This is a genomic window from Caulobacter sp. GW821-FHT09A05 (assembly GCF_059418465.1).
Genome location: NZ_JBWKPX010000001.1, coordinates 20,382 through 33,383, shown reverse-complemented (window position 1 = coordinate 33,383; position 13,002 = coordinate 20,382). Strand labels below are relative to the sequence as shown.

At 67.9% G+C, this 13,002-nt stretch carries 18 protein-coding genes and 1 pseudogene; 11 read left to right on the top strand and 8 right to left on the bottom strand.

Annotated elements, in window-relative coordinates; translation table 11 throughout:
• Window positions 1–65 precede the first annotated feature (65 nt).
• The 8 genes and pseudogenes from AC07NX_RS00215 to AC07NX_RS00180 all read left to right on the top strand — a co-directional run.
• Window positions 66–1,175, top strand: a complete 1,110-nt coding sequence (locus tag AC07NX_RS00215) for an S-(hydroxymethyl)glutathione dehydrogenase/class III alcohol dehydrogenase (RefSeq protein WP_035089068.1) — start codon at window positions 66–68, stop codon at window positions 1,173–1,175.
• A 167-nt stretch (window positions 1,176–1,342) separates the two neighbouring features.
• Entirely contained in the window at window positions 1,343–2,176 is an 834-nt protein-coding gene (gene fghA, locus AC07NX_RS00210) for an S-formylglutathione hydrolase (RefSeq protein WP_494638044.1), read from the top strand.
• Between the two features lie 79 nt (window positions 2,177–2,255).
• Complete coding sequence (locus AC07NX_RS00205; protein ID WP_494638042.1) at window positions 2,256–2,744, top strand: hypothetical protein; 489 nt, start codon at window positions 2,256–2,258, stop codon at window positions 2,742–2,744.
• Between the two features lie 184 nt (window positions 2,745–2,928).
• On the top strand, window positions 2,929–3,546 hold the full coding sequence (gene rpsD / locus AC07NX_RS00200; protein WP_035071025.1) for a 30S ribosomal protein S4: 618 nt from the start codon (window positions 2,929–2,931) through the stop codon (window positions 3,544–3,546).
• 250 nt (window positions 3,547–3,796) lie between these two features.
• On the top strand, window positions 3,797–4,114 hold the full coding sequence (locus AC07NX_RS00195; RefSeq protein WP_035071023.1) for a zf-TFIIB domain-containing protein: 318 nt from the start codon (window positions 3,797–3,799) through the stop codon (window positions 4,112–4,114).
• A gap of 15 nt (window positions 4,115–4,129) precedes the next feature.
• Window positions 4,130–5,059 carry a zinc metalloprotease HtpX gene (gene htpX / locus AC07NX_RS00190; protein ID WP_494638039.1) on the top strand — a complete coding sequence of 310 codons (930 nt, stop codon included), beginning with the start codon at window positions 4,130–4,132 and terminating at the stop codon, window positions 5,057–5,059.
• Between the two features lie 115 nt (window positions 5,060–5,174).
• Window positions 5,175–5,519: a DUF8776 family protein gene (locus AC07NX_RS00185; protein WP_494638037.1), complete on the top strand. Its 345-nt coding sequence runs from the start codon at window positions 5,175–5,177 to the stop codon at window positions 5,517–5,519.
• A gap of 71 nt (window positions 5,520–5,590) precedes the next feature.
• Window positions 5,591–5,737 (top strand): annotated as a pseudogene (locus AC07NX_RS00180) (hypothetical protein); the annotation flags it as partial.
• Window positions 5,738–5,768: 31 nt separating this feature from the next.
• Here the strand turns inward: AC07NX_RS00180 and AC07NX_RS00175 are convergent.
• Window positions 5,769–6,923, bottom strand: coding sequence for a serine hydrolase domain-containing protein (locus tag AC07NX_RS00175; RefSeq protein WP_494638035.1), 1,155 nt, complete (start codon window positions 6,921–6,923; stop codon window positions 5,769–5,771).
• 76 nt (window positions 6,924–6,999) lie between these two features.
• Here AC07NX_RS00175 and AC07NX_RS00170 point away from each other — a divergent pair, with 76 nt between their 5' ends.
• Complete coding sequence (locus tag AC07NX_RS00170; protein WP_019848483.1) at window positions 7,000–7,365, top strand: hypothetical protein; 366 nt, start codon at window positions 7,000–7,002, stop codon at window positions 7,363–7,365.
• A 60-nt stretch (window positions 7,366–7,425) separates the two neighbouring features.
• On the opposite strand, the gene AC07NX_RS00165 is transcribed toward AC07NX_RS00170, so the two are convergent.
• The 5 genes from AC07NX_RS00165 to AC07NX_RS00145 form a co-directional block, all read right to left on the bottom strand.
• Window positions 7,426–7,842: an acyl-CoA thioesterase gene (locus AC07NX_RS00165; RefSeq protein WP_494638033.1), complete on the bottom strand. Its 417-nt coding sequence runs from the start codon at window positions 7,840–7,842 to the stop codon at window positions 7,426–7,428.
• Window positions 7,839–8,318: a hypothetical protein gene (locus AC07NX_RS00160; protein ID WP_494638031.1), complete on the bottom strand. Its 480-nt coding sequence runs from the start codon at window positions 8,316–8,318 to the stop codon at window positions 7,839–7,841. The genes AC07NX_RS00165 and AC07NX_RS00160 overlap by 4 nt, the downstream gene beginning before the upstream one ends.
• Window positions 8,315–8,668: a Grx4 family monothiol glutaredoxin gene (gene grxD / locus AC07NX_RS00155; protein WP_035071016.1), complete on the bottom strand. Its 354-nt coding sequence runs from the start codon at window positions 8,666–8,668 to the stop codon at window positions 8,315–8,317. Before grxD ends, AC07NX_RS00160 begins: the two co-directional genes overlap by 4 nt.
• A 77-nt stretch (window positions 8,669–8,745) precedes the next feature.
• The gene (locus tag AC07NX_RS00150; protein WP_494638029.1) at window positions 8,746–9,642 is read right to left on the bottom strand and encodes an aldo-keto reductase family protein; all 897 of its coding nucleotides are present in this window, start codon (window positions 9,640–9,642) and stop codon (window positions 8,746–8,748) included.
• A 5-nt stretch (window positions 9,643–9,647) separates the two neighbouring features.
• Window positions 9,648–9,884 (bottom strand): BolA/IbaG family iron-sulfur metabolism protein, encoded by a 237-nt coding sequence (locus tag AC07NX_RS00145; RefSeq protein ID WP_012287488.1) that lies wholly within the window; start codon window positions 9,882–9,884, stop codon window positions 9,648–9,650.
• A 158-nt stretch (window positions 9,885–10,042) separates the two neighbouring features.
• On the opposite strand from AC07NX_RS00145, the gene AC07NX_RS00140 reads away from it, so the two are divergent.
• Window positions 10,043–10,984 carry a M20/M25/M40 family metallo-hydrolase gene (locus tag AC07NX_RS00140; RefSeq protein ID WP_494638026.1) on the top strand — a complete coding sequence of 314 codons (942 nt, stop codon included), beginning with the start codon at window positions 10,043–10,045 and terminating at the stop codon, window positions 10,982–10,984.
• Between the two features lie 64 nt (window positions 10,985–11,048).
• Here AC07NX_RS00140 and AC07NX_RS00135 read toward each other — a convergent pair whose 3' ends face one another.
• Both AC07NX_RS00135 and AC07NX_RS00130 read right to left on the bottom strand, forming a co-directional pair.
• Complete coding sequence (locus AC07NX_RS00135) at window positions 11,049–11,252, bottom strand: hypothetical protein (protein ID WP_494638024.1); 204 nt, start codon at window positions 11,250–11,252, stop codon at window positions 11,049–11,051.
• 149 nt (window positions 11,253–11,401) lie between these two features.
• A complete protein-coding gene (locus AC07NX_RS00130) occupies window positions 11,402–12,211 on the bottom strand; it encodes an SDR family NAD(P)-dependent oxidoreductase (RefSeq protein ID WP_494638022.1) in 810 nt (269 codons plus the stop codon).
• A 124-nt stretch (window positions 12,212–12,335) separates the two neighbouring features.
• Between AC07NX_RS00130 and AC07NX_RS00125 the strand changes: the two genes are divergently transcribed.
• A complete protein-coding gene (locus AC07NX_RS00125; RefSeq protein ID WP_494638020.1) occupies window positions 12,336–12,839 on the top strand; it encodes a winged helix-turn-helix transcriptional regulator in 504 nt (167 codons plus the stop codon).
• The last annotated feature ends 163 nt before the right edge of the window (window positions 12,840–13,002 follow it).

Here is a 13,002-nt window from a genome sequence, read left to right as displayed (position 1 = left end):
GGGGCTCGACCCCGCCGCGCCGCGAAGGCAAAGTCCGGCCGACTCGACATCCGGAGACCTGACCGATGAAAACCCGCGCCGCCGTCGCCTTCGAGGCCAAGAAGCCGCTGGAGATCGTCGAGGTCGACCTGGAAGGGCCCAAGGCGGGCGAGGTGCTGATCGAGATCAAGGCCACCGGGGTCTGCCACACCGACGCCTACACCCTGGACGGGCTGGACAGCGAGGGCCTGTTCCCCTCGATCCTGGGGCACGAGGGCGCGGGCGTGGTGGTCGAGGTCGGGGCCGGCGTCACCAGCCTGGCGGTCGGCGACCACGTGATCCCGCTCTACACCCCCGAATGCCGCCAGTGCAAAAGCTGCCTTTCCGGCAAGACCAACCTCTGCACGGCCATCCGCGCCACCCAGGGCAAGGGGCTGATGCCGGACGGGACCAGCCGCTTCTCCTATAAGGGCCAGACCATCCACCACTACATGGGCTGCTCGACCTTCTCGAACTTCACGGTGCTGCCCGAGATCGCCGTGGCCCGCATCCGCAAGGACGCGCCATTCAAGACCGCCTGCTACTGCGGCTGCGGCGTGACCACCGGCGTCGGGGCGGTGACTAACACCGCCAAGGTCGAGCCCGGCGCCAACGCCATCGTGTTCGGCCTGGGCGGCATCGGCCTCAACGTCATCCAGGGCCTGAAGCTGGTCGGCGCCAACATGATCGTCGGCGTCGATCTCAATCCCGACCGCGAGGAATGGGGCCGCAAGTTCGGCATGACCCACTTCGTCAATCCCAAGACCGTCGACGGCGACCTCGTCGCCCACCTGGTGGCCCTGACCGACGGCGGGGCGGACTACACCTTCGACGCCACCGGCAACACCACGGTCATGCGCCAGGCGCTGGAGGCGTGCCATCGCGGCTGGGGCGAGAGCATCATCATCGGCGTGGCCGAGGCCGGCAAGGAGATCGCCACGCGGCCGTTCCAGCTGGTCACCGGCCGGGTCTGGCGCGGCACGGCCTTCGGCGGCGCCCGCGGCCGCACCGACACGCCCAAGATCGTCGACTGGTACATGGACGGCAAGATCCAGATCGACCCGATGATCACCCACGTCCTGCCCCTGGACCGCATCAACGAGGCCTTCGACCTGATGCATCGCGGCGAGAGCATCCGGACGGTGGTGACGTTCTAGAACCTCTTCCTTCTCCCCTTGTGGGAGAAGGTGTCGCCGCAGGCGACGGATGAGGGGTTGAAGATCAGTTCAGCCGCGCACGGCGCCGCCGGTGCGCCCCCTCATCCGACCTGCTTCGCAGGCCACCTTCTCCCGCAAGGGGAGAAGGGATCGTTCGGGTGATTTGAATGACTGTCGAAACCACCGCCACCCACCGCACCCAGGGCGGGACCCTGCGCTACTGCCGGCACGACAGCGCCAGCACCGGCACGCCGATGAGGTTCACGGTGTGGACCCCGGACGGGGAGGGGCCGTTTCCCTACCTCGTCTGGCTGTCGGGCCTGACCTGCACCGAGGACAACTTCACCACCAAGTCGGGCGTCTACGCGCACGCGGCCCGGCACGGGATCGCCATCGTCGCGCCCGACACCTCGCCGCGCGGGGAAGGCGTCGCCGACGACCCGGCCTACGACCTGGGGCAGGGGGCGGGGTTCTATGTCGACGCCGCCCAGGCGCCGTGGACGCCGCACTTCAGGATGTATTCCTACGTCACGAAGGACCTGCTGGAGGCGGTCGACGGCGCCTTTCCGCTGGCCCCGGCGCGGCGAGGGATCTTCGGCCATTCGATGGGCGGCCACGGGGCCCTGACCATCGCCCTGCGCAATCCGGACCTGTTCAGATCAGTCAGCGCCTTCTCGCCGATCGTCTCGCCGCTGAACTGCCCTTGGGGCGACAAGGCGATGAGCGCCTATCTGGGTCCCGACCGCGCCGCCTGGCGGGCGCACGACGCCGCGGCCCTGATCGAGGACGGGGCGGGGGCGAGCTTCGACGAGATCCTGATCGACCAGGGCCTGGCCGACAGCTTTCTGGACAGCCAGCTGAAGCCCGAGCTGATCGAGGCCGCCGCCGCCCAGGCCGGCCGCAAGGTCACGGTGCGACGGCAGGAGGGCTACGACCACAGCTACTTCTTCATCGCGACGTTCATCGGCGACCATGTGGCCTGGCACGCGGGGAGACTCTGAGCCAGCCAACTCCAGCGGGCGGCTTGCTCGAGGACGACTTCCCCGACACTCTTGGAGGCGTCTGCTCTGGGAAACTCCTGTGACCCCATCCGATCCTAACCCGGCGACGGATCCGGACATCGACGAGGATTTCGACGACTGGGCCCGCGTCGAGCGGGACCTCAGCGAGGACGTCGGCGAATCGATCGTAAACCCCGTGACGGCCGATCCCGGTCCGCGCTGGCTCATCTATGCCCTGGGCCACTTGCTGTGGATCGGCGCGGTCTACGGATTGCTGGCGTTAAATGGACAACTTGTTCCCTACATAGTCCTACTGGCGGCGTTGGGTTCAGGCATGAGGCTGTTCACGCTGGAGGGCAGTCCATGGCGTTTGGCAGGCTGGCTTGTCTGGATTGTCTCTGTAGTCGGCGTTTGCCGTTGGTTGACGCTTGACGGACGCACAGGGCCGCCATGGTGGATCGGGCCTGGTCTGATCGTCACCATCGTGGTCTGCGCCTACGGTCTGTGGCGATGGGGGCGGATGCGGCTGAAGCGCGACCGGCGCCAGCCTCCGCTGGTCATCGATTGACGCCGTAAAGCCGTGGCGGCTGTTGGAGACGTTGACTCCCCGCCGCCCCTCCGCCATAAACCGCCCCTTCTCGCCGCCGGCTTGCCGGACGGCGCGAAAATCGCATGACGGAATGACCCGAAGCCGCCGTTGAGATCGCACCCTTTCGGGGGAGCCGGCCCGGATCGAGCTAAAAGAGTGACTTATGTCCAAGCGCCATAGCGCCAAGTACAAGATCGATCGCCGCATGGGCGAAAACCTCTGGGGCCGGCCGAAGTCGCCGGTGAACCAGCGGTCCTACGGCCCCGGCCAGCACGGCCAGCGCCGCAAGCAGAAGGTTTCGGACTTCGGCCTGCAGCTGCGCGCCAAGCAGAAGCTGAAGGGCTACTACGGCAACCTGACCGAGAAGCAATTCTCGCGCACCTACGAGGAAGCCGCCCGCCGCAAGGGCAACACCTCGGAAAACCTGATCGGCCTGCTCGAGTCGCGCCTGGACGCCGTCGTCTACCGCGCCAAGTTCGTGCCGACCCCGTTCGCGGCCCGCCAGTTCGTCAACCACGGCCACGTGCTGGTGAACGGCAAGCGCGTCAACATCGCCTCCTACCGCGTGAAGGCCGGCGACGTGATCAGCGTCCGTGAAAAGTCGCGCAACATGGCGCTGGTGATCGAGGCCCTGGCCTCGTCGGAACGCGATTTCTGCGACTACATCACGGTCGAAGCCAAGGCGATGACCGCCACCTTCGTCCGCGCCCCGGAACTGGCCGAAGTGCCGTATCCGGTGAAGATGGAACCGAACCTCGTCGTCGAATTCTACGCTTCGTAAGCGTCGACCTCGAAGACGATCGGAAAGGCCCCGGAGCAATCCGGGGCCTTTTTCGTTTCGCGCGCCCTTGAACCGTTTTCGCGGGCGCCTAGATTTCGTGAGCGGGCCGGGCCCCTCTGGCGAGTGATGCAAGCACTCGTGATGTCGGACCGCATCGGGTGTTCTCGATGTCTGGGTCCGGCTGTCCCCCTCCCTCCGCCGCCGGCCCAGCTTCGGGGACACCCGTCCATCAACAGGACAGGGATCCGAAATGCCGCTTCTGATGTGCCCCAACTGCGACGCCTCCATGCAGGCCGTGCAGCGCGCCAGCGTCGAGTTCGACATGTGCCCTCAATGCCGGGGCGTGTGGCTGGACCGCGGCGAACTGGAGAAGCTGATGGCCATGGAGCGGGGCGAGCCCCAGGCCGCGACGCCGCGCCTGCCCGACTACGACCGGCCCCGCGAGCGTCCGGACCATCGCCCCGATCGCCGCCCGGACTATCGTCACGACGACGAGCGCCGCCATCACGGCCAGGGCCACTACGGCCACAAGAAAAAGCGTTTCGACCTGTTCGACATCTTCGACTGATCCACGATCCAAGCCATGAACCACATCAAGACCTTCGTCCTGCTGGCCGGCCTGACGGCGCTGTTCGTCGGGGCCGGCTACCTGATCGGCGGCCCGACCGGCATGCTGATCGCCCTGGTGTTCGCCGTCGGCATGAACCTGTTCAGCTACTGGAACGCCGACAAGATCGTGCTGCGGATGTACGGCGCGGTCGAGGTCGACGCCAGCCATCCCGAGCCGCTGGTCCGCGCCTATGTCGCCGACATCGAGGACCTGGCCCGCCGGGCCGGCCTGCCGCGTCCGCGCATCACGGTGATCGACAGCGAGCAGCCCAACGCCTTCGCGACCGGTCGTGATCCCGACCACGCGGCGGTGGCCGCCAGCACGGGCCTGCTGGGCCTGCTGGACCGCGACGAGATCCGCGGCGTCATGGCCCATGAACTGGCCCACGTGAAGAACCGCGACACCCTGACCATGACCGTGACGGCCACCATCGCCGGCGCGATCTCGGCCCTGGCCAATTTCGGCCTGTTCTTCGGCGGCGGGCGCGACGACGACGAGCGTCCGGGCGGGCTGATCGGGACCATCGCCCTGGCCATACTGGCGCCGATCGCCGCCATGCTGGTGCAGATGGCCATCAGCCGCTCGCGGGAATACGAGGCCGACCGGGTGGGCGCGCAGATCGCCGGCGACGGCCGGGCCCTGGCCCGGGCGCTGGAGAAGATCGAGGCCTACGCCCGCGGCGGCGCGGTCAATGTCGAGGCCGAGCGCAATCCGGCCACGGCGCACCTGTTCATCATCAACCCGTTGTCGGGCAAGGGTGGCGACAGCCTGTTCTCGACCCACCCGGCCACCCACAACCGGGTCGAGGCCCTGCTGCGGCTGGGCGTGAGCCAGGCCACGCGCGGCCGGATCGGCACGGCCGTGCCGGCCGGCGACGGGCGCCGGATCGGTCCCTGGAGCTGAAATCCGCGACAATCTGTCGCCCTGGCCCCGGTTTGCCCGGGGCCGGGTTTTCTTCAGCCTTAACTATGCGACAAGGGCCCAGGCGCTATCGGTTTGAAACGCTTGGGGGAAAGCCATGACCATGACGCGCGAAGTCCAGACGACCGCCGGTATCGCCGGCCTGCTGGAAGCCTTGTCGGCCGAGTTGTCGATCGCCGCGGTCTCCTGCGGCCACCTGGACAGCGCCCTGGGGCAACTGCTCGAAGCCGTTCCGCTGGAGAGCCGGCTGAAGGTAATGCAGGAACTGCACATGGTCGACATGCTGGCCCAGCACATCACCGCCATCACCGACTTCACCGCCGGCCTCGCCAGCTCGATCGCCGCCGAAGGCCAGCCCGACGTCGACGGCGCCCTGTCGCGCATCACCCTGGGCGACGTGGCCGCCCGTCTGCGCGAGACGCTGGACGCCAAGGCGGCCTGACACGCGGTCATCCCCGCCTGAAGCGGGGGTGACGAGCTTGGGACGGGCCTAAGGCCAATCGACATTCAAATATTATAACTCCGTCATTCCCGCCCTTGTGGCGGGAACCCCTCTGTCGGCCGCAGGTGCAGTAGGGGCGAACCGCTGGCGGTTCGCCTGGGTTTCACGTGGCCGCTGAACCAGGGGTTCCCGCCACAAGGGCGGGAATGACGAAAGGTTTGGTGGTCTTCGGCTGAATGTCGATCCGTCCTAAGGCGCCGCCACCGGCCGCAGGGGATTGTACTCCCACGTCCAAGGCATGCCCACGTCGCCCAGCGCCGCCTTCAGCAGCGGCGGGAAGATCCGCGCGCCGACACCGCTGTTGGTCAGCATCACGAGGCATCGCTCGCCGCGCTCGACGCAGATCAACTGGTTGTCGGTGATGTCGTTATGGCCGCCCTTGAAGAAGGCGTGGCCCTGGGGGCCGTCGAACACCACCACGCCGATCCCCGCCGCCAGGCCGATCCTGGCGTTGTCCGGGTTTCCACCCGTCAGGGTCGGCGGGAACTGGTGGGCGTTGACGATCGGGAAGCTGGACTTGGTCCGCTCGGCGGCGGCCTTGGCCGAGAGGCCTCGGCCCGAGACCATGGCCGCGGCCAGCTTCGACAGGTCGGAGATCGTGGTGTCCAGGGAGCCGGCGGCCTTCACGCTGCTGCGCTCGTCGTGCTCCTCGAACTTGCCGTCTTCATGATAGCCGTCGGCCAGGTTGGGGCGAAAGTCGGGCCGCCAGCTCATGGCGCTGCGGGTTATGCCCAGGGGTTGGAAGATCCGCCGGTTCATCTCATCGCCGACCTTCAGGCCCAGGCCCTGCTCGATGACGAACTGCATCAGGTTGATGCCCTCGCCCGAATAGATGTAGCGCGTGCCTGGCTCGGCCTTGATGTCCAGCTTCTCGTCGGGGTTCAGCCAGCGGAAATTGGGAAAGCCCGCCGTGTGGGTCATCAGCATGCGCGGGGTGATCGTCTCCCAGCGCGGGTCGCCGGCCAGGTCCTTGTAGGCGTCGTAATCGGGCAGGGGCCTTGGCAGATAGGCCTTGATCGGCGTGTCGAGGTCCAGCTTGCCGTCGTCGACCAGCATCAGCACGTACTGGCCGAACGCCGCCTTGGTGATCGAGGCGCCGTACATGATGGTGTCGGGCGTCAGGGGCAGCTTCTTCTCGACGTTGCGCCAGCCCTGGGCCGAGACGTGGACCACCTTGCCGTGCTCGATCACCGCATAGGCCAGGCCGGGAATCTTGCCGACCGCCATCAGCCGGGCCGCCTCGGCGTCCAGCGCCTTGTAGTCGGCGGGCTGGGCGAAGGCGGGGGAGGTCAGGGCGGTCGCCATCAACGCGGCGCCGGCGATCGAAGCGAATTTACGGGGCACGGGGGTCTCATCGGTTGCGCGCGGCTGGGCCGTGGGCAAACTAGGGCCCAGTTTCCCGTTCTTGCCAAGGTTGTACATGGCCCTCGATCGACGCCGACTGCTGGCCGCCGGGCTGTTGCTGGCCCTGGGCGGCTGCGCGGGGCGCGGAGGCGTGACCCTGGTCGTGCGGCCGGGGCCGGAAACCGGCGAACTCGAGACGCTGAAGGGTGCTCAAGCGGGCGCCACGGGGCTGGCCCTGAAGGTCTTGTCGCATGGCTGCACGACGAAGGCCGATTTCACGTTCTATGCGGGGCGAGACGGTCATGCCCGAACGATCGCCTTCGCCCGCAGGCGACTGGATGTCTGCAAGGCCGCGCCGAACGTGGTGGAGGTCAGCTTCAGCTACGACGAACTGGGTTTGGCCGGGGCGCGCGCCGTCCGGCTTCTGAACCCGGTGAACTGAATGCTTTTCCGCCCATCCAGGCGTTCGCAGGGATGAGTGGATCTGAACGGATGAAAGGTCCTAGCCCTTCGGCGTGAACCGCTCGACCATCCAGGGCGGCACGCGCGCAGGGCGCTTGGCGGCGACGTCGATCAGCACCCAGTCGGTGCGGCACTGGGCGCACATCTCGCCGTCGGGGCCGTCGATGCGGATGTAGCGCTCGAAGCGCGGACCTTTCAGCTCGCCCACCCAGGTGTAGCCGGTGGCGATCTCGCTGGGCAGCAGCTCGCGGCGGTAGTCGATCTCGTGGCGGCGGGCGACCCAGCTCCACGGGGCCCGTTCCTCGGGCGTGGCCCAGGCGTCCCAATGGGCGATGGCCAGGTCCTGGGCCCAGGCCAGATAGACCACGTTGTTGACGTGGCCGTTGGCGTCGATGTCCGACGCTGTCGGTTCGAACGGCATGTGGAAGGCGTCGCCGGCCGGATGGAAAATCTTCATCGCGCGGCTCCAAGACGCCAACCGTCCGCGTCGGAAACCAGGATGGCGTTCGAGCGATCCACGCAGGTGTTCAGCGCCCCGCCAGAGAGGATATGCGGCTTCGCCACCGGGCGAACCCGAGCGCCGTCTTTGGTCACGAAGACAAAGGCGCTGCTGGCTTCATCGAGAAGGGAGGCCGAGCCGTCGTCGAAGAATTCGCCGAGTTCGCTTTCGCCGGTCGCGGGTTTCGTCGGCAGACCGGCGTCCTTGAGCCTTTCGAGGGGTGAGCCCTCGCCAACGCCGCAGACCTTGGTCCAAGCGCCAGGCTCAAGAGCTCGCAAATCGATCGCGACGCCGCGATCCATCGCGCGCCGCAGCGCCTGGTCGAAAGGTTTGTCCGAGGCGTTGATCCTGTAACCGGTTGGGAACGTGACCCAGACCACAAAAACGACCAAACCGACCGCGCCAAGCCCCACGATCAGCGAGCGTCGGCTCAAGCCTCGATCAGGCCCTGCTCGGCCAGCAGGGTCTTCAACTCGCCCGACTGGAACATCTCGCGGACGATGTCGCTGCCGCCGATGAACTCGCCCTTGACGTAGAGCTGGGGAATGGTCGGCCAGTCGGTGAAGGTCTTGACGCCCTGGCGCAGGTCGTCGTCCTGCAGCACGTCGACGCCGACGAACGACACGCCCAGGTGGTCGAGGATCTGGACGGTGATCGACGAGAAGCCGCAGCGCGGCTGGTCCGGCACGCCCTTCATGAACAGGACCACGGGGTTTTCGGCCACGGTCTTGGCGATGAAGTCGAGGGCGGGGGAGGAAGCGGCTTCGGTGGTGGTGGCGGTCATGGAACAAGATCCTTGGGCGTAGGCTCTCAGCTAGGCGCCGCGCCCCTCCGGGTCAAGTCTTGGCGCGGCCGAAGGCCTCAGGCGCGACGCTTTGCCTTGGCGGCTTCCTGGGCCGAGAACCGGGCCATCTCGATCTGGGCGGCGCAGCCGGTGGGCAGGTCGCGCTCGACGATCGCGGCCAGGGCCTCGAGCTCGGCGGGCGAACCGGCCGTGACCTGGACGGAGGCCAGGGACGGCTCGGTCAGAGCGTAGGCCAGGCAGATCTGCTGGGCGTTCCAGCCGGGCGTGTTGCGCAGGAAGTCGTAGCCGCCGACGTCCGCCAGCGGGTCGGTGCGGCGCCGCCACAGCGAGGGCTTGGGCAGGAAGGCGTGCTTCTGCGCCTCGCGCAGCACGTCCGGCCAGTAGTCCAGGCCGATCACCGCCATCTCGCGGCTGACGGCGGATCGCACGCGGTTGCGCTCCACCCAGCCCGAGGCCGAGTTGAACGGCGTGGCCATGGCCTCGAACTGGCCCGAGGCGACATAGGCGTCGAACTTGTCGCCGGCGCCCGCCACGCCCAGCAGGCGGATCAGCCGCGCGTCGCGCAGGGCCTTCAGCTGTTCCAGGGTTTCGGCGGAAAAGGCGTTGGCGTCCGGGTCGTCCAGGGTGGCCAGGTCCAGGTGGCCCAGGCCCGTGCGGTCCAGGGCCTGGTCGATCATGTCGTGGACCGCCTGGGCCTTCAGGGCCCGGTCCAGCGAGCCCCGCAGCCGCCAGCCGATGAACAGCAGGCGTCGCTCGACCGTGGAGAAGGCCTCGGCCGCGCCCTCGATCAGGGCCGGCGAGACGCCGTCGATCTCGAAGCTGTTGATCCCGCTTTCCAAGGCCGCGAAGATCAGCTTGCGCCAGTCGGACCCGCGCAGGCGCGGCTGGTCCTCCAGCCTCAGCGTGATCGCCGAGACCGCCACGCCCGCGCTGCCGAAGGGGCGATAGCGCATGGCCGCTACTCCGTCGGGGCGGCGGTTTCGAGGGCCAGGGCGTGCAGCGCCCCGCCCAGCACGTCGGCCAGGGCCCGGTTGACCATCTGGTGCTGCTTGACCCGGTTCAGGCCGCGGAAGGCGGGAGAGACGATCCGCGCCTTGTAGTGGTCGCCGTCGCCGGCCAGGTCGGTCAGCACGATCTCGGCGTCCGGAAAGGCGTCGTGCAGGCGGGCTTCGAGGTCGGGGAAGGACATGGGCACGGCGGTGGTCTCCGAATCTCTCAACCTCGGTATGCGGCGTAAACCTTAAGAACGGGCATACGTGAAAATGCCCGTTCGGGCTGAAATGTTGCTTTTACGCCGACTATGCGCTGGCTGCGCGATTGCCGACCAGGGAATCCGGTCGCATTGAAGGGGACATGAGCTTCCTAGCCTTCCGCCACGTCGTCGCCGTCTCGGCCGTTTTCATCGCCCTGACTGGGCCCGCCCACGCCGCGCCCAAGCCCGGCGCCCGTGCGCTGGACGACGTCCGCATCCTGTCGGCCGACGACATGGAGGGGCGGGGTGTCGGCACGCCGGGCGGGGCCAAGGCGCGGGCCTATATCGTCAAGCGCTTCGGCCAGATCGGTCTGCGGCCGCAAGGCGCGACCTTCGAGCGGCCGTTCACCTTCAAGCCCCGGTTCGGCAGGGAGGTCACCGGCGTCAACCTGGTGGCGCGGATCGAGGGCACGTCCAGCTCCGACAAGGTGCTGGTGGTCTCGGCCCACTACGACCACCTGGGGGTGCGCAGGGGGCAGGTCTATAACGGGGCCGACGACAACGCCTCGGGGATCGCCGGCCTGCTGGCCGTGGCCGAGGCGTTCAAGGCCAGGCCGCCGCGCCACACCGTGCTGATCGTCGCCTTGGACGCCGAGGAGAGCGGGCTGAAGGGCGCCAAGGCCTTCGTCGCCGATCCGCCCGTGTCGCTGGCCAGAATCGGGCTGAACGTCAATTTCGACATGCTCAGCAAGAACGCCAAGGGCCAGCTCTATGTCAGCGGCGCCGGCCCGCAGCCCTATCTGAAGCCGGTGCTGCAGGCCGTGGCCAGGACCGCTCCGGTCAAGCTGCTGCTGGGCCACGACACCGACGCCCAGGGCAAGGAGAACAACTGGACGGCGCAGTCCGATCAGGGGGCCTTCGCCGAGAAGGGCGTGCCCTGGGTCTATTTCGGGGTCGAGGACCATCCCGAATACCACCAGCCCACCGACGACTTCGCCACGGTGCCGCAGGACTTCTTCAAGCGCGCGGTGGCCACCGTGGTCACGGCGACGCGGGCGCTGGACGACGACCTGGACGGGATCGGCAGGGCGGCGGGGCGGTAGACCATTTTTTGAATCCGCTCATCCCGGCGAATGCCGGGATGAGCGGATCAGTGGAAAACCCGGATCACCCCGCGCTTTCGTCCACCGCTTCGGCCTCGTCGTCCTCCTCCAGCCCGAAGACATCGTCGATGACCTCGACGATCTCCTCCAGGTCGTCCAGCGTGACCCGCAGCTTGAGGGTCTGCTCGTCGTCGCCGGTGACGGTGAGGAAGATCCCGTCGGCGGTTTCTTCGAGAATGAACTCGTCCAGGTTCGGAATGACGGCCATGTCGGTCTCCTTGGCTGCCGGGCAAGCGGCCGGGCGCGACGTTCGTTCCCGGGCGGCCACGAAAGATAGATAGGGTCGCGATGCGCCAGTGTCGTGACGGCCGGGAAGGTCCGGGCCGGAACCACGAAAGGCCCCGGCCCGCTCGCCGATCAGGCCGGTTCGCTTACCTTGTAGCGGTCGGCCGGGCGGTTGCGCGACAGGTTCGGCAGCAGCTTGGCCCGGGCCGCGTCATAGGCGGCGAAGTCGGCCGGGTCGGGCAGGGACGGGATGGTGATCAGTTCGCCCTGGAAGAAGCCGGCCAGGGCCGCGTCCACCAGGTCGTCGACCTCCATCAACCCGTTGGGATCCAGCGCCTCGGCGCCGCCGCTGCCCGAGCGGTCCCAGATCTCGGTGCGCGTCGCGCCCGGCAGCACCGCCTGGAGACGGACCTTGGGGCTCAGCTGCTGGCGCAGGGTCTGGGTGAAGTAGGTCACATAGGCCTTGGTCGCGCCGTAGACGGCCATCTGCAGCTCGGGGGCCAGGCCGACCACCGACGAGATGTTGACGATCGCGCCGCGGTCGCGGGCCGCGAAGGTCTTGGCGGCGGCGTGGGCCAGGCGGGTGACCGAGACGACGTTCAGCTGGATCATGCTCTCGATCCGCTCCAGGTCCTGGTCGACGAAGGCCCCGGCCAGGGCGACGCCGGCGTTGTTGATCAGGATGTCGATCGTGGCGTCCCCGGCCAGCCGGGCCTCGACCCTGGCCAGGTCGGCCTTGTCGGTCAGGTCGGCGGTGATGATGTCGATCTTGACGCCCGTGGCGGCGGTCAGCTTGGCGGCCAGCGCCTCCAGCCGCGCCGTGTCGCGGGCCACCAGCACCAGGTCATGGCCAAGGCGGGCCAGGCGGTCGGCATAGGTCGCGCCGATGCCGGTGGAGGCGCCGGTGATCAGGGCCGCGCCGCGAAGGTCTTGCTTGCTCATCGTCTTCATCCCGTAGGGGGTTGGCCAAGGCCCCATGGCCCGGTCGTGGAGCTGAAGTGGTTAGTCACTTTCAAAATGCAAGTGACTAACTTTCGATTTGCTAGCGATCACCTATATTGAACCCATGACCCGACGCGCCTTCGATCCTGGACAATGCCCCGTGGGCCGCACGCTGGAGCGGGTGGGCGACACCTGGAGCCTGATGATCCTGCGCGACGCCTCCCAGGGCCTGACCCGGTTCGACCAGTTCGAAAAGAGCCTGGGCGTGGCGCCCAACGTCCTGACCCAGCGGCTGGCGGCCCTGGTCGCGGCGGGGTTCCTGGAGCGCCGCCCCTACCAGGAGCGCCCTGTGCGTCACGAATATGTGCTGACCGACCTGGCGCGGGATTTCGCGCCGGTGATGACGGCGCTGATGGCGTTCGGCAATCGCCACTTCGCGGTCGAGGGCATAGCCAGCCAGATGGTCGACGCGACGACCGGCCTGCCGGCCGAGCCGGTGCTGGTGGACCGCCGCAGCGGCAAGGCGATGGACAGCCCGGACTTCGTCTACGCCGCCGGTTCCGCCGCCGGCCCCGTGGTGCTGGAGCGCGTGGCCCAGGTCGCGCGGGGGCGAGGAGCGCGGGTCTAGCTGAGCCATTTCCGATTGCGGTGGCGAGGTTGCAGCCTGCGGGTGTAGGGTTCCGGCTCGGCTAAGAGGCGAAGACCCGCCCTGGGAGGGAGCGATGATCTTGACCCTGCTGTGGAGATGGCTGCGCGACCTGTGGCGCGACGCCCATCCGGCGTCCGCCCTG

Coding starts and splice junctions, on each gene's coding strand:
- AC07NX_RS00215 (WP_035089068.1), top strand. CDS start 66: ATGAAAACCCGCGCCGCCGTCGCCTTCGAGGCCAAGAAGCCGCTGGAG.
- fghA (WP_494638044.1), top strand. CDS start 1,343: ATGACTGTCGAAACCACCGCCACCCACCGCACCCAGGGCGGGACCCTG.
- rpsD (WP_035071025.1), top strand. CDS start 2,929: ATGTCCAAGCGCCATAGCGCCAAGTACAAGATCGATCGCCGCATGGGC.
- AC07NX_RS00195 (WP_035071023.1), top strand. CDS start 3,797: ATGCCGCTTCTGATGTGCCCCAACTGCGACGCCTCCATGCAGGCCGTG.
- htpX (WP_494638039.1), top strand. CDS start 4,130: ATGAACCACATCAAGACCTTCGTCCTGCTGGCCGGCCTGACGGCGCTG.
- AC07NX_RS00185 (WP_494638037.1), top strand. CDS start 5,175: ATGACCATGACGCGCGAAGTCCAGACGACCGCCGGTATCGCCGGCCTG.
- AC07NX_RS00170 (WP_019848483.1), top strand. CDS start 7,000: ATGGCCCTCGATCGACGCCGACTGCTGGCCGCCGGGCTGTTGCTGGCC.
- AC07NX_RS00165 (WP_494638033.1), bottom strand. CDS start 7,842: ATGAAGATTTTCCATCCGGCCGGCGACGCCTTCCACATGCCGTTCGAA.
- grxD (WP_035071016.1), bottom strand. CDS start 8,668: ATGACCGCCACCACCACCGAAGCCGCTTCCTCCCCCGCCCTCGACTTC.
- AC07NX_RS00150 (WP_494638029.1), bottom strand. CDS start 9,642: ATGCGCTATCGCCCCTTCGGCAGCGCGGGCGTGGCGGTCTCGGCGATC.
- AC07NX_RS00140 (WP_494638026.1), top strand. CDS start 10,043: ATGAGCTTCCTAGCCTTCCGCCACGTCGTCGCCGTCTCGGCCGTTTTC.
- AC07NX_RS00135 (WP_494638024.1), bottom strand. CDS start 11,252: ATGGCCGTCATTCCGAACCTGGACGAGTTCATTCTCGAAGAAACCGCC.
- AC07NX_RS00130 (WP_494638022.1), bottom strand. CDS start 12,211: ATGAGCAAGCAAGACCTTCGCGGCGCGGCCCTGATCACCGGCGCCTCC.
- AC07NX_RS00125 (WP_494638020.1), top strand. CDS start 12,336: ATGACCCGACGCGCCTTCGATCCTGGACAATGCCCCGTGGGCCGCACG.